The organism is Cyanobium sp. Aljojuca 7D2 (assembly GCF_024346415.1).
Classification (GTDB): Bacteria; Cyanobacteriota; Cyanobacteriia; order PCC-6307; family Cyanobiaceae; genus Cyanobium_A.
Genome location: NZ_JAGQCX010000004.1, coordinates 139,442 through 152,893, shown reverse-complemented (window position 1 = coordinate 152,893; position 13,452 = coordinate 139,442). Strand labels below are relative to the sequence as shown.

The 13,452-nt window shown below is 60.4% G+C and carries 11 protein-coding genes; 3 read left to right on the top strand and 8 right to left on the bottom strand.

From position 1 onward, the window contains the following. Positions 1-53: 53 nt before the first annotated feature. On the top strand, positions 54-308 hold the full coding sequence (locus KBY57_RS06305; RefSeq protein WP_254995042.1) for a Nif11-like leader peptide family natural product precursor: 255 nt from the start codon (positions 54-56) through the stop codon (positions 306-308). A 24-nt stretch (positions 309-332) separates the two neighbouring features. Here KBY57_RS06305 and KBY57_RS06300 read toward each other — a convergent pair whose 3' ends face one another. The 6 genes from KBY57_RS06300 to KBY57_RS06275 all read right to left on the bottom strand — a co-directional run bounded on the left by KBY57_RS06300 (position 333) and on the right by KBY57_RS06275 (position 8,077). Then, positions 333-1,052 (bottom strand): ABC transporter ATP-binding protein, encoded by a 720-nt coding sequence (locus KBY57_RS06300; RefSeq protein ID WP_254995041.1) that lies wholly within the window; start codon positions 1,050-1,052, stop codon positions 333-335. Next, complete coding sequence (locus KBY57_RS06295) at positions 1,049-1,846, bottom strand: ABC transporter ATP-binding protein (RefSeq protein WP_254995040.1); 798 nt, start codon at positions 1,844-1,846, stop codon at positions 1,049-1,051. The genes KBY57_RS06300 and KBY57_RS06295 overlap by 4 nt, the downstream gene beginning before the upstream one ends. Then, positions 1,843-2,757, bottom strand: a complete 915-nt coding sequence (locus tag KBY57_RS06290; protein ID WP_254995039.1) for a branched-chain amino acid ABC transporter permease — start codon at positions 2,755-2,757, stop codon at positions 1,843-1,845. Before KBY57_RS06290 ends, KBY57_RS06295 begins: the two co-directional genes overlap by 4 nt. A gap of 13 nt (positions 2,758-2,770) precedes the next feature. Next, complete coding sequence (locus tag KBY57_RS06285; protein WP_254995038.1) at positions 2,771-3,712, bottom strand: branched-chain amino acid ABC transporter permease; 942 nt, start codon at positions 3,710-3,712, stop codon at positions 2,771-2,773. Beyond that, complete coding sequence (locus KBY57_RS06280; protein ID WP_254995037.1) at positions 3,709-4,989, bottom strand: ABC transporter substrate-binding protein; 1,281 nt, start codon at positions 4,987-4,989, stop codon at positions 3,709-3,711. Before KBY57_RS06280 ends, KBY57_RS06285 begins: the two co-directional genes overlap by 4 nt. A 307-nt stretch (positions 4,990-5,296) precedes the next feature. Beyond that, positions 5,297-8,077: an aminotransferase class I/II-fold pyridoxal phosphate-dependent enzyme gene (locus KBY57_RS06275; protein ID WP_254995036.1), complete on the bottom strand. Its 2,781-nt coding sequence runs from the start codon at positions 8,075-8,077 to the stop codon at positions 5,297-5,299. A gap of 613 nt (positions 8,078-8,690) precedes the next feature. Between KBY57_RS06275 and KBY57_RS06270 the strand changes: the two genes are divergently transcribed. Beyond that, complete coding sequence (locus KBY57_RS06270) at positions 8,691-8,873, top strand: hypothetical protein (protein ID WP_254995035.1); 183 nt, start codon at positions 8,691-8,693, stop codon at positions 8,871-8,873. Between the two features lie 202 nt (positions 8,874-9,075). Here KBY57_RS06270 and KBY57_RS06265 read toward each other — a convergent pair whose 3' ends face one another. Next, positions 9,076-9,225 carry a hypothetical protein gene (locus tag KBY57_RS06265; RefSeq protein ID WP_254995034.1) on the bottom strand — a complete coding sequence of 50 codons (150 nt, stop codon included), beginning with the start codon at positions 9,223-9,225 and terminating at the stop codon, positions 9,076-9,078. A gap of 1,345 nt (positions 9,226-10,570) precedes the next feature. Beyond that, a complete protein-coding gene (hemL, locus tag KBY57_RS06260; protein ID WP_254995033.1) occupies positions 10,571-11,887 on the bottom strand; it encodes a glutamate-1-semialdehyde 2,1-aminomutase in 1,317 nt (438 codons plus the stop codon). A gap of 142 nt (positions 11,888-12,029) precedes the next feature. On the opposite strand from hemL, the gene KBY57_RS06255 reads away from it, so the two are divergent. Beyond that, entirely contained in the window at positions 12,030-13,442 is a 1,413-nt protein-coding gene (locus KBY57_RS06255) for an FAD-linked oxidase C-terminal domain-containing protein (RefSeq protein ID WP_409996417.1), read from the top strand. Positions 13,443-13,452 lie beyond the last annotated feature (10 nt).

Genomic DNA, 13,452 nt, shown 5'->3' with positions numbered 1-13,452 from the left:
TCGATCAAGGGCCGGTTTGGCCTTCTAGGGGTTGGCTGGTTGTGGACACCGACATGCCTGTTGCATTGATCCAGGCTTTCGTGGCCCGCGTGGCTGATGACGCCGCCCTGCGGGACAAGCTGCATGCCGCCGCGGGGGTTGATGACATCGTCGCCCTCGCCTCAGAGCACGGCCACGCCATTGACAAGACCGTGTTGCTGCGAGAGCACGCCAAGGCCCTGGGCAGCGCCAAGGACCATGAGCTCGCCGGGATCAACAGCTGGGGCGATGCGCTGATGCATTGCTTTGGTGCCAGCGAAAACGAGTGACGACAACCTGCTTGGGTGCGACCTTTACGGCGCGCCCAGGTAGGCCGCTCTGAGGCTGGGGTTGGCCAGCAATTCGCGCGCCGGCCCCTCCAGGGTGAGCTGGCCGGCTTCAAGCACGTAGCCGCGGTCGGCAATCTCCAGGGATGCCTGGGCGTTCTGCTCCACCAACAGCACGGTGAGGCCTTCCCGGTGCAGCTGGGCCAGCGCCCGCATCACTTCCCCCACCAGCTTGGGTGCGAGCCCCAGGCTGGGTTCATCCAGCATCAGCAGCGCGGGCCGGCCCATCAGCGCCCGGGCAATCGCCAGCATCTGCTGCTCGCCGCCGGAGAGGGCTCCGGAAAGCTGCTGGCGGCGCTCTGCCAGCCGCGGAAACAGGCCATAGCAGCGCTCCAGGTCGGCGGCGATGCCGGCGCGATCACGGCGGAGGTAGGCGCCCAGAATCAGGTTGTCGGCCACGCTCTGGCGGCCGAGCACCCGCCGGCCCTCGGGGCAGTGGCCGATGCCCAGCTTCGGGAGGCGATGGGCGGGCACCCCCGCCAGCGAAGCGCCGCGCCAGAGGATCTGTCCTGCGCTGGCTGGCACCAGGGCCGAGATGGCCCGCAGGGTGGTGCTCTTGCCGGCGCCGTTGGAACCCAGCAGGGTCACCAGCTCGCCCTGGTGCACGGTCAGATCGATGCCGCTGAGGGCCTGCACGCTGCCGTAGCGCACGCGCAAGCCCTGCAGTTGCAGCAGCGGCGTGCTCATGAGGCGCCGCCTCCAGTGCCGGTGCCGGTGCCAGTGCCGAGGTAAGCCTCGATCACCTGGGGGTCGCGGCGCACCTCCTCGGGCGTGCCCAGGGCAATCCGCACGCCGAAATCGAGCACGGCCAGGCGGTCGCACAGGCGCATCAGCAGCGGCACGTGGTGCTCAATGATCATCACGGTGAGCTGGTGGCGCTGGCGCAGCGCGCCGATCAGCTCGCAGAGCTGGTCTTTTTCGGCGGGGTTGAGGCCGGCGGCGGGTTCATCGAGCAGCAGCAACTCGGGGTTGGTGGCGAGGGCCCGGGCCATCTCCAGCCGGCGCCGATCGCCATAGGCCAGGGTGCCCGCCTGCCGTTCGGCCAGGGCGCTAAGCCCCAGCTCCTCCAGCAGCTGCCAGGCGGTGTCCAGCCGCTGGCGTTCGGCGCGCTGGTGGCTGGCGCTGTTGAGCACGCCCCCGACGACGCTGCCGCGCGGGCGGCGCTGCAGGGCCACCAGCAGGTTGTCCAGCACCGAGAGGCCCTCGAACAGGCGCAGGTTCTGGAAGGTGCGGGCCAGGCCCAGGCGGTTGAGTTGATGGGGCGCTTGGCCGGTGATGGCGCCGCCGCGCCAGAGCACCGCGCCACCGCTGGGCGGTGTGACCCCCGAGATCAGATTGAACAGGGTGGTTTTGCCGGCGCCGTTGGGGCCGATCAGTCCAAAGATCTCACCGGGTTGCACAGCGAAGCTCACCCGATCAAGCGCCAGCAGCCCGCCGAAGCGGCGGCTCAGATCCCTCACCTCCAGCAGTGGCTGGCTCATGGTTTGACCTCCTCGGCTGGGCTATCACCACGCCGCTCGCCCCAGCGGCCCAGCCGCTCCAGCAGCCCCGGGGTGATCAGCCCCTGGGGGGCCAGCACCGGCCCCAGCAGGATCACCAGGCCGAACAGCACCAGGCGCACATCGCCCACGGGCCGCAGCAGCTCAGGTAGGGCCGTGAGCAGCAGGCCGCCCACCACCGGGCCCAGCCAGGTGCGCGAGCCCCCCAGGATCACAAAGGCCAAGGTGGTGATGCTGGCGTCGAAGGAGCCCTGACGGGCATTCCAGGTGTTGAGGAAGTGGGCGGCCAGTGCGCCGGTGCTGCCGGCCAGCACAGCGCTGAGCACGAAGGCGGTGAGCTTCACCCGGGTGGTGTCGATGCCCATGCAGCGGGCGGCCAGTTCGTCGTCGCGGATGGCGGCCATGGCGCGGCCCAGGGGCATCCCCTCCAGCCGCTGGCAGAGCCAGCCCGCCAGAGCCAGCAGGGCCAGGGCCGGCAGCAGGTAGCCGGCGGCGGTGGCGAAGGGCTGGGGGATGGCGAAGATCCCCACCGCTCCGCCGGTGAAGGGCAGATTCAGGATCGCCACCCGCACGATCTCCACCAGGGCGATGGTGGCAATGGCCAGGTAGATCCCCTGCAGCCGCAGCACCAGCCGCCCCACCAGCAGGGCCAGCAGCCCGGCTAGCAGGCCCCCCAGCACCAGCTCCAGCAGCAACGAGGGCACCGGAAACCCGCCAGAGGTGGTGGCCCCGAGGGCGCTCCAGCGGGTGGAGAGCAGAGCCGCCAGGGTGCCGCCCACCGCATAGAAGGCTGGCGTGGCCAGCGACAGCTGCCCTGCCGCCAGCGGCAGGTACACCGAAAGGCCGAGCAGGGCGCCCAGCAGCATCTGCACCAGCAGGCCGTTGTCGATCACGGGGCGGCCCTCCTCACACCTTCTCCACCGTGCGGCGGCCCAGCAGACCGCTGGGGCGCAACAGCAGCACAGCAAACAGGATCGCGAAGGCCAGGGCATCGCGCCAACCGGAGGCCGCACTGGGCACCAGCGCTTCTGCCAGGCCCATCAGCAGCCCGCCGGCGATCGCGCCGGGCACGCTGCCCAGCCCGCCCAGCACCAGCACCGCCAGCCCCTTGAGTCCGTAGCTGATGCCGAAGTAGGGGCCCGGCAGGCTCACGCTCACGCCGATCAGGCCGCCGCCCAGCCCCGCCAGAGCACCACTGAGAAAGAATGCCAGCCGCACCATCGCCGCGCTGTGGATGCCGAGCAGCTGGGCGGTTGTGGCGTCTTCCGCCACGGCCCTCAGGGCTCGGCCGCCCTTGCTGCGCTCCAGCCAGAGGCTGAGCACGAGCACGGCGGCGGCGGAGATCAGCAGCAGCAACAGCTGGATGGTGCGGATGCGGGCGCCGCCGATCACCAGCACATCCGGCAGTCCGGCCAGGGCATCCGTGCTCTGGGGGAAGGCGTAGCCCTCGGCCCCCATCAGCAGTTGCAGCAGGTTCACCAGCACCACGCCGGCGCCGAGGCTGGTGATCAGAGCCAGTAGAGGCTCGGCATTGCGGCGGCGCAGCGGCGCGAAGGCCACCCGCTCCACCAGCAGGCCGATCAGGCCCGAGCCAGCCGCCGCCAGCAGCAGCGCCAACCAGAAGGGCAGCCCGCTCGGCAACCCCCAGCCCGGCAGGGCGCCGTTGACGCCGATCTTGCCGCCCATCAATACAAACGTGAGATAGCCCCCCACGGAAAACAGGGCGCCCTGGGCGAAGTTGATCACCCCGAGCACCGAGAACACCAGGGTGTAGCCCAGGGCCACCAGGGCATACACGCCACCGCTGGCGGCGCCATTGAGCAGGAGTTGCAGCAGGGCTTCGATCACGGCTTGCTCTCCTGCCCTTGGATCTCCGTGAGGGTGCGCTCGCGCACCAGGGCAAAGCGGCCGTCGCGGCCGCCGGGAGCCATCCGCACCTCGGCCACGTAGAAGCGATCCTGCAGCACCTCGCCCCCGGGGCTGAAGCCGATCGGGCCCAGGGGAGTGTCGTAGGTGCCGCTGAGCAGTTCGGTCATCAGGTTGGTGCGGGCCTGGCCGAGGGTCACGCCCGCGAGCCCGCCTTTGCGCTCCAGCCGTTGGATGGCTTCAAACAGCACCTGGTAGGCGGTGAAGGCTTGGGCGGTGATCTGCGGCGGCGGCCGGTCGCCGTGGGCCTGTTGAAAGAGTTGTAGGAAGCGGCGGTTGATCGGCGTGTTGAGCTCGGGGCTGTAGGCCTGGGCGATCAGGATGCCGTCGCACCAGCGCTGGCAGATCGGATAGATGTTCGGCGTGTTGAGGCCGTTGCCCACCACGATCTGGCCGCGGTAGCCCAGCTCGCGCAGCTGGCGGATCAGGTTGCCGCCGGCCACCGCCTGCACTGACAGCACCACCAGCTGGGGATTCAGCGGCAGGGCGGAGGTGATCGGTGTCTGGAAGTCGTTGTCGGCCAGCTGGGTGCGCTGCACTGTCACGGGGGTGAGCCCGCGGGCAGCGAGGGCTTTCTGGAAGATGGCCACCTCGGCGGTGCTGTAGGCGTCGTCCTGGGCGTAGAACACCGCCACGCGCTTGATACTGGGGTCGCGGCGCAGGGCTTCGTCCAATGAGAGCGGCGCGATCACCGAGCTCTGGGCCGACACACGGCTGATGAAATGGCCGATCTCGGGAATCCCCTGGGCGGTGTTGGAGGGGGCCACCACCGGCACACCCTGGCGCTGGGCGATCGGATCGGCCGCGAAGGCCTGCTGGGAGAGGGTGGGACCGATCAGGGCGATCACCCCCTGGCGGATCAGCAGGTTGAAGGCGGCAATGGCGCTGGGCTCATCGGAGGCGCCGTCCTCGAGTTGCAGCCGCACCGGCCGCGGAGGGGCTCCAGCCTGCTGGGCCCAGCGCTCGGCCACGGCCAGACCCATGCGCTGGTCTTGGCCGTAGAGGTTGGCGTTGCCGGTGAAGGCGATGGCGGCCCCAAGCGTGAGCGGGCCCGCCGGCAGTGGCTTGGCGGCTGGATCCGCGCTGCGGCCCAGCCAGGCGAGGGCGCCGATGCCGGCCGCCAGTAGGGCCGCAAGCCGCAAGGCTCCGCGCTGGCGGCCGGTGGGTTGCGGTGGTGCTGATGGGGAGGAGGTGGTCATCGGCAGAGCATTGCTGCGGATGCTGGGCAGAGCAGTTCAAAGCTGTCAAGCGATTGGTCGGGTTTGAAAACAAACACAAAAATAGCTTTTGGCAAGCTTGTATTTGTAATTGAAGCGGCTTCGGGCTGTCCACGGTTCCAGGGATTAAGCCTAAACAGTGCTTTGCGTTATTATATAATTAACTTGATGTATTTACTATTCGTATTCGATGTAATTAAAGCTAGCAACAATTTTGAACTAATCAGTGCTTATGACTATCAGCCCTTTGAAGGCATGACGAACTTATCTTAGAGAAAAAACTGATACGTCACGGTGATAATGCGTTCGCCGAGAAAATCTGTAGCCCCAGCTCTTGATCGTAGCCATGAACTTCCTGTCCTTCAATTGCCAGAAGGTATCGAACTGCTTCTGAAGTGACAATTTGGCCCGGAAGAAGTACTGGATACCCTGGTGGGTAAGGCGTGACCATGCATGCAGAAACAAATATTTTGCCTCCCTCAATATCTTTTATGATGTCTAAATCAAGATTTATAAACCTTATGGCGCCCTCTCTCTTTGCTAATGAAGTTGCAAGCCTGGTGTCACCAGCGGATAGTAGGTTGCTTTTGATATTGTTAAAATGCGAGTGAAAATTTGACGTTAATGGCAGGGTTATGTCGCAGTTGGTGCCATCGCTTGGCCGTAAATTATTCCGCCTCGATGTTGTGAGACTGTTTGGTTTTCCAGCTTCTATTTCTTTTGCTATCTTGACAAGTGCTTCCAGTAAATATGTAACCATCCCGCGTGTTGTTCCTATGTGAATTATAATGAGAATTGTGTTAAATGTTGTTTTATTGACTTGTATGTCAAATCTATCCATTAGTAGTTTTTTAAAGGAGGCCCCGCTGATTCCTGTCTTGGATATGTCAAGAGTGATTCTGGTAGGATCTAATGCGAATTCATGGTTCAACCACGATGCATTGACTGAGTGCCAATAATTGGCCTCTAATCCGGCTTGACCGGTGTGTTTCCTGTATTGTTCTGGCACTAAATCTGCATGATCAAGTGGAGTGAAAAATCTTACTAATAAGTTACTATTATGGATCGCCTTACGAAATATCAACGAAAGTTCAAATGCCTTTTGTATAAGCTCATACCCCTCAAGATGCATCTGTCTTCTGGCTATATCAAGAGAGGCTAATATTTGATAGTTTGGAGATGTAGATGTATGACACTGATAGGCATTTTTCATGAAGCCATGGACTTCATCATGATAGCTGAAATCATAAATATGGATCATTGATCCCTGCCTAAGGGCTGTTAGAGTTTTATGTGTCGACTGTGTTGAATACACTCTTATCCTTGTTGTTTCAGGATTTGCCAAGAGTTTCATTTCAAGCATTTTATCAAGCGAAAGTTTATTAATTCCGCCAGTTTTTTCAAGCCATTTTCTGTAATTGCTGCGGTATTCATTAGTGAGAATCCTTGAGTGGAGATTTTGGGCGGCACTCATCGCGCATCGCTTTCGCGTCAGGGGCGTAAACACTCCATAAGCAAACCATGCTTCGTCTATTATGAATATAATGTCTGGTTTAATTGCCAGGCACTCCATCATTAGGTTTTCCAAATCATAGGCAATGCCATCAAAAGTTAGATTTGTAAGAATTATTGCTCTCACATGTTTTAGTTCTTCCGACTCTTTTAATAAAAGCAAATTTCGCTTGAGTTCATTTGTTGGCACAGCACCCGAAATATTATACTTTTGTATTTGAAATGTCTGCAATATGACTGTGCGAATACCTGCCAAGATTGCCCCGTAGTGGTGCGACTTATGACAATCGCCTGCCATTAAAACGATATCATTGGGTCTCGTTAATGCTTCAATGACGATCTTATTTGCGGTTGAAGTACCATTTGTGACAAAAAGGGTTTTGTGTGCACCAAATGCCTTGGCCGCTAACTCTTGTGCAACACGCAATGACCCCGATGGCTGCATGAGCGAATCGAGCCCGCCTGTTGTTGCGGAAGTTTCAGATAAAAACATTCGATCCCCATAAAATTGTCCATAATCATGTATCCAATGAGATTTTGAAATTGATTTGCCTCGACTTATTGGTAATGCGTGAAACACACCTGATGGCCTTTCTGCATAGTCCTTTAATGCATTAAAAAAGGGCGTTTCATAGCGGTTGTACACACCCTTGAGAATTGACAAAATTAGCTCTTGGTAATCTTCTGTGCCGAAAAAGCATCGCGTGAAATCACTATGTAATTCATCTGTTACCTGTTCGACCGTAGCTTCGCTTATCAAATAGAGATCTATTTCTGGCCGAATACTCTTTAGTATCTTGGCTAATACCCCAGTACGCTCAGTGCCTGATAGCCTAGAAAGTGCATCCCATGTGTACCCTGTAAAATCTAAATAGTCATCAACCGCCGCCATGGTATTCACTGATTTAGATGGAAATGAATACCTTAAAACGCAGGCCTGTATATTGTAGTTCAATATTAGTGCTATGATTGCGTCTTCGAGGCTGTTCACGATGACGATGCCGTACCTGAAGCTGTCTTCTTCGCGTGCATGTTGTAAATGCTGTCTTTTAAGTAGCTCTTCTTCTTCTAATCCCAGCGAATCTACTACTAATATTTCAAAATAAGGTTTACCGTGAAATGTTCTGCTATTGGCCTTTGGGCTGCAGATATCATTCTCAATCTCCTTCGTCTTAATGTTGTGGGATGTATGCATAGGCATTCTTTCGGTGCTTCTATAGTGATCTGTCGATATAAGCCGGGCTAGTATTGTTATGTCGTCTGCTAGTTCTTGCCACTCTCCTCTGTCGCACAGGGCTATCGCTTTCGCTAGAGCTTCTGGACCCGGAAACGCCCAGTAGTTTTCAATAGATGTCAGCTGTAATAGGTCATTCCTGATTCTATTCGCTAGATTGTCTGGAACTGCTTTTTGGAGAGCCTCGCTCTTCGTGACTGCGGCATCTTTTAGGTGATTCCATAGGTCTTTACGTCGCCTCGTTGTATAAAAATGCTCGTCGAGGTAGGCGCATTTATCTTTTTTTGCTTGACTTGAGTCATTCCCGGTGTAATCAGTAGTCATAACTGTCTGCAGTGCTAGAGGCACGCAAAGTCCTATGGAAACAGTCTAAGCCAGCGATTGCTCTCTTGCCTGGCTTTTGGGTTTTGCATGCTCTCAGTCGACAGATCTGGTAACTGCCAGTAAAGATGACATCCCTGCAACTGTTTAGGCAGCTATCGACAACGTAGCTGGCTCGAGTTCGATTTTGGCTGGCGGTGGATTGATCCAGGCCACTTCCGGCCGACGTCAGCACTGCGTCGATCGTGACCACCGCCTTGGATTGTGCTTGCGCGCCTTTGATAGACAACAGCTAGGTGACGGCAGATCTCCACAGCTTCACCGTTGTGTTGCTGGTTGGGCGTCACGAACTTGATTCCGCTGTAGCGGTGCTGGTGGTTGTACCAGTCCACAAACGCCGAAACTTACTGGCAGGCCGTCTCCATGCCGGTGAATCGCCGAATTGGGTAGTCAGGTCGGTACTTGATCTCCCTGAACAGGGATTCGGAGTATGGATTGTCTTTCGACACTCATGGTCTGGAGAAGGACCGGAGAACACCCAGTTCCTCCAGCCGGCTCTCAAACGTTGCGGCTCTCTTGGCATTGGCGTTGTCAGCGTGGAGATCAGCGGCTGACGATGGCCCTTACTGATCCGCTCGCGCAGGCAGGCCGTGTTAACCAGATCCGCCGCGATGGCTGGATCCTTGCGCTCGGCGACATCCCAGGCCACAATGTTGCGGCTCTGTCCGACGACAATCGGATTGAGGGGGGAGGGTGTGCTCGCACTTTGTATTTATCAATTGTTGCCTATTTTGATTGAAGCCTGGTAATACTTATTCCCTGTTTTTGCCTTGGCTTCCGACCGTTCTGCTGCGCGTAGCCAGGCACAACTGCAGCCTGGCTACGCGCCAATCCCAGATCCTCTGCTGCAGCGAGCGTTTGTGTTCGGGCCGTTAGCGCTCAGTGGCCAGGGCGATCAGCCGCTCTAGAAGGTCCTGGCTCCCCACAGCTGCACTAGCGCCTCAACCACCTCGGGGCTGGAACGGCGCAGGTGTTTGGCCCCGCAGGCTGTTTTGCTGCTGATCCGGTTGCTGGTTCAAACGGCGCAGGAGCGACTTGCGGTGATGGCCGGTGAGCGTCTGCAGTTCATCCAGCAGCAGGTGCTTCCCCATGGCCCAAGCTCTGCTATCGGGCTGTTGCCGCTCTGAGCGTCAGCGAAATTCCCGCTCCCTCCATGAGAGAGCCACTCGGCCTGGCCTCACGCCTTGCAGGTTGCCGCGCGTCTGTGCCATGGGCGGGTGCCCCTACTGATGCAACAACTCTGCTTGGCTAGCAGCTTTATAGATGCAATGTGACCTCAACCAGATTGTCGTCGGACAGACTTCCCTTGCGTTGGTCAATTGCGTCGGTCAATGCCATCACCGTTACCAGCGAACTGGCGCCGCCACCGTTGCAGCGTCGTTAGCCCCACGCCCAGCAACAGGGCCAGCTCACTGGACCTGGCGCTATCTGTCCCGCCTGCCCCCCCCCTCCCCTAGTCAAGGTTTTGCAGTGCCTTCTGGGGGTGGTTAGGGGACGTCAATCGTCTCCGTCCTGTTCCCAGAAGGCCGGAATCTTTGTTGAGGCGATCAGCAGTGCTGCTGCTTCCGCTTTAATCAGCGCTTCCAGCTGGCAGCGACAACTGAACGGATCGCCAATTCGGTTTATTGCTATATGCAGTTCACAGTGCAGGATCTCAAGGCCGCGGAGGTTTATGGATAATTAATAGTGAAAATCGGGCAGGGTTCTTGTCTTTCGTTGTATTACAGTTTGACAGATATTTGCCTGGATCGTTGCTTCAGCAAAGATTTGCTTTGCGGATGTAGCCGGAATGGCCGCCAAGCAGGACATTTGCCCAGGTCTCACCTCCAGTATAAAGGTAGTTGCTGATGGACACCTTGGAGCCGACAGGTAGTGTCGCAACGGCCGAAGATGATGTGTTTGGATTGACATAAGCAAATACTTCAGGGCCATCATGGCTGCAAGCAACTTTGATTGCGGCTGTTTTGACAACTCTTGGAGCTACCCTGTTGTAGGGATAGGGTCGATATCCTGGTGGCACGTAAACTCTGCGCGGCCCAGGGCAAATACCAACACACCAAGCTTTTGCCTGATTGGCTGAGAGAAGAGTTAATGCGGAGCCCGCGGCGAGAGTTGCAATACCAAGAACTGCAGAATTGAGGCGAGGCAGGCGAATGGGTGAGGCATATCGCATGGGTTAACCTTGGCTATACTTAATGTAGCACGCGAGTCGTTTGTTCAGCGGGCGCCAGCGGATGGACTTGTTCAGTGGTCGTCTATGCTGGATTTTGATATTAGGGTGTTTATCTGTAGGGATTCAATGGCGCAGCGCGTTTTCGAATTGGCGTGGTGTTGATGTAATTATATTCTGGGCGCGAGCCCGTTTACTATTTGTATTTTGTTGATCTTGGTACGTATAAGGGTGATTGGGCTAAGTAGTGTTTCAAAAGGTTATCATTATGTTGTCGCCGCGAAGCACTCCCGGAAGGCCGCGATCGTGGCGTCGATGTCTTCGTCGGAGTGGGCCAGGGAGGTGAAGCCGGCCTCGAAGGCGCTGGGGGCCAGATACACGCCGCGCTCGAGCATCGCGCGGTGCAGCTTGCCGAAGCGGGCCGTGTCGGCCGCCTTGGCGTCTTCGAAGTTGTGCACCGGGCCCTCGCACAGGAAGAAGCCGAACATGGCGCTAATCGAGCCGCCGGTGATCGGCAGGCCGGCGCTGCGGGCGGCCTCGAGGATGCCGGCGATCAGACGCTTGGTGATCGCGTCGAGGCGCTCGTAGGTGCCGGGCTGCTTGAGCAGCTCCAGGGTTTTGATGCCGGCGGTCATGGCCAGGGGGTTACCGCTCAGTGTGCCGGCCTGATACATCGGGCCGGCCGGGGCCACCATGCTCATGATGTCGGCTCGGCCGCCGTAGGCGCCCACCGGCAGGCCGCCGCCGATCACCTTGCCCATGGTGGTGAGGTCGGGGGTGATCCCAAACTTGGCCTGGGCGCCGCCGTAGCTGATGCGGAAGCCGGTCATCACCTCGTCGAACACCAGCAGGGCGCCGTTGTCTTTGGTGAGCTCCCGGATGCCCTCCAGGAAGCCGGGCTCTGGGGTGATGAAGCCGGCGTTGCCCACCACGGGCTCAAGGATCACGCCGGCGATCTCACCGGGGTTCTCGGCGAACAGCTTCTTGACCGCTTCGAGGTCGTTGTAGGGGGCCGTGAGGGTGCTGGCGGCGGTGCTGCGCGGCACGCCCGGCGAATCCGGCAGGCCCAGGGTGGCCACCCCGGAGCCGGCCTTCACCAGGAACATGTCGGCGTGGCCGTGGTAGCAGCCCTCAAACTTGATGATCTTTTCGCGGCCGGTGAAAGCGCGCATCAGCCGCAGCACCGACATGCAGGCCTCAGTGCCGCTGTTCACGAAGCGCACCATCTCCACCGACGGCACCGCATCGATCACCATGGCGGCGAGGGTGTTCTCCAGCTCGCAGGGGGCGCCGAAGCTGGTGCCTTTGTCGAGGGTGGCATGCAGGGCGGCGATCACCTCGGGGTGGGCGTGACCGCAGATGGCGGGGCCCCAGCTGCCGATGTAGTCGATGTAGCGGTTGCCGTCCACGTCCCAGGCGTAGGCACCCTTGACCCGGTCAAACACGATCGGCTGACCGCCCACGGAGCGGAAGGCCCGCACCGGCGAGCTCACGCCACCCGGCATCAGCTTCTGGGCAGCACTGAAGAGTTCCTGGGACCGGGTGGTGAGATGCACAGGAGCCGAAACAGGAGCCGAGGTCAAGGCGGGATCCGCGGAGGGTGAAAACCGCCAACCATCCTGACCTATAAACCGGCCCCAGCGCTTCCTCGGTAAGTTCAGTGGGCTTGCTACGGATCTCCTGAGCGTCAACTGGCCAGAGCTGGAGCGGCACCTGCGGCGGTTGTTGCCCTCCCGTGCCGTGGTGTCGGCCCGCCAGGAGCTGCTGGCCTACGACTGCGACGGTCTCACCCTGGCCCGCCACCAGCCGCGCCTGGTGGTGCTTCCGGAGACGACAGATCAGGTGGCCGCTGTGGTGCGTCTCTGCCACCAGCAGGGGGTGCCGTTTGTGGCCCGGGGCAGCGGCACCGGCCTTTCCGGCGGCGCCGTGGCTGAAACCGAAGCCCTGGTGATTGTCACCAGCCGCATGCGCCAGGTGCTGGCGCTGGATCTCGTCAACCGCCGCATCACGGTGCAGCCCGGCGTGATCAATAGCTGGGTGACGCGGGCAGTGGCCGGCGATGGCTTCTATTACGCCCCCGACCCCTCCAGCCAGGTGGCCTGCAGCATCGGCGGCAACGTGGCTGAAAATTCCGGCGGCGTGCACTGCCTCAAATACGGCGTCACCAGCAACCACGTGCTGGAGCTGGAGGTGGTGTTGCCCGATGGCAGCGTCACCATCCTGGGCAGCGCGCTCGACGAAACCCCCGAGCTCGATCTGCGCGGTGCCTTCATCGGCAGTGAGGGCACCCTGGGCATCGCCACGGCGATCACCCTGCGGCTGCTGCGGGCTCCCCAGAGCGTGGCGGTGCTGCTTGCCGATTTCACCGGCATGGAAGCGGCCGGCGAGGCCGTGCGACGGGTGACCGCGGCCGGGATGCTGCCTGCGGGCATGGAAATGATGGATCGCCTCACGATTGAGGCGGTGAACGATTACTTCGGGGTGGATGAATACCCCCGCGATGCGGCGGCGCTGTTGTTGATCGAGCTGGACGGGCAGGAGCGGGAGGTGGCGGCGGCGGTGGAGCTGGCGACCCAGCTCTGCCACGAGGCGGGGGCCCGCACCGTGCGCCAGGCCACCGATGAGCAGGAGCGGGCCCTGCTTTGGAAAGGCCGCAAGTCGGCGATCTCCGCCCTGGGGCGCCGCTTCCCCAGCTACTACCTCCAGGACGGCGTCGTACCCCGCAGCGCCCTGCCCCGGGTGCTGGCGGCGATCGAGGCGCTCAGCGCCAGCCACGGGTTGCCGGTGGCCAACGTGTTCCATGCCGGCGACGGCAACCTCCACCCGCTGATCCTCTATTCGAGCCAGGAGCCAGGCATTCAGGAGCGGGTGCAGGCCCTCGGCGCCGCAATCCTGCGGCTGTGCGTGGATGCCGGCGGCAGCATCACCGGCGAGCACGGCGTGGGTGCCGACAAACGCTGCTACCTCGACTGGATGTATGGCCCCGACGACCTGGCCACCATGAAGCTGGTGCGCCTGGCCTTCGATCCGCACGGCCTGGCCAACCCCGGCAAGATCTTCCCCACTCCTCGCAGCTGCGGTGAGTCGGCACGGCGACGCAGCGCCGACGAGGCCCTGGCCCACCTGCCGGTGTTCTGAGCGGCGCCTC

Excerpts from the sequence above, each read along its gene's own strand:
- KBY57_RS06265 (WP_254995034.1), bottom strand. The coding sequence starts at position 9,225 with ATGGGGAAGCACCTGCTGCTGGATGAACTGCAGACGCTCACCGGCCAT.
- KBY57_RS06300 (WP_254995041.1), bottom strand. The coding sequence starts at position 1,052 with ATGAGCACGCCGCTGCTGCAACTGCAGGGCTTGCGCGTGCGCTACGGC.
- KBY57_RS06295 (WP_254995040.1), bottom strand. The coding sequence starts at position 1,846 with ATGAGCCAGCCACTGCTGGAGGTGAGGGATCTGAGCCGCCGCTTCGGC.
- KBY57_RS06305 (WP_254995042.1), top strand. The coding sequence starts at position 54 with ATGCCTGTTGCATTGATCCAGGCTTTCGTGGCCCGCGTGGCTGATGAC.
- KBY57_RS06275 (WP_254995036.1), bottom strand. The coding sequence starts at position 8,077 with ATGACTACTGATTACACCGGGAATGACTCAAGTCAAGCAAAAAAAGAT.
- KBY57_RS06280 (WP_254995037.1), bottom strand. The coding sequence starts at position 4,989 with ATGACCACCTCCTCCCCATCAGCACCACCGCAACCCACCGGCCGCCAG.
- KBY57_RS06270 (WP_254995035.1), top strand. The coding sequence starts at position 8,691 with ATGGCCCTTACTGATCCGCTCGCGCAGGCAGGCCGTGTTAACCAGATC.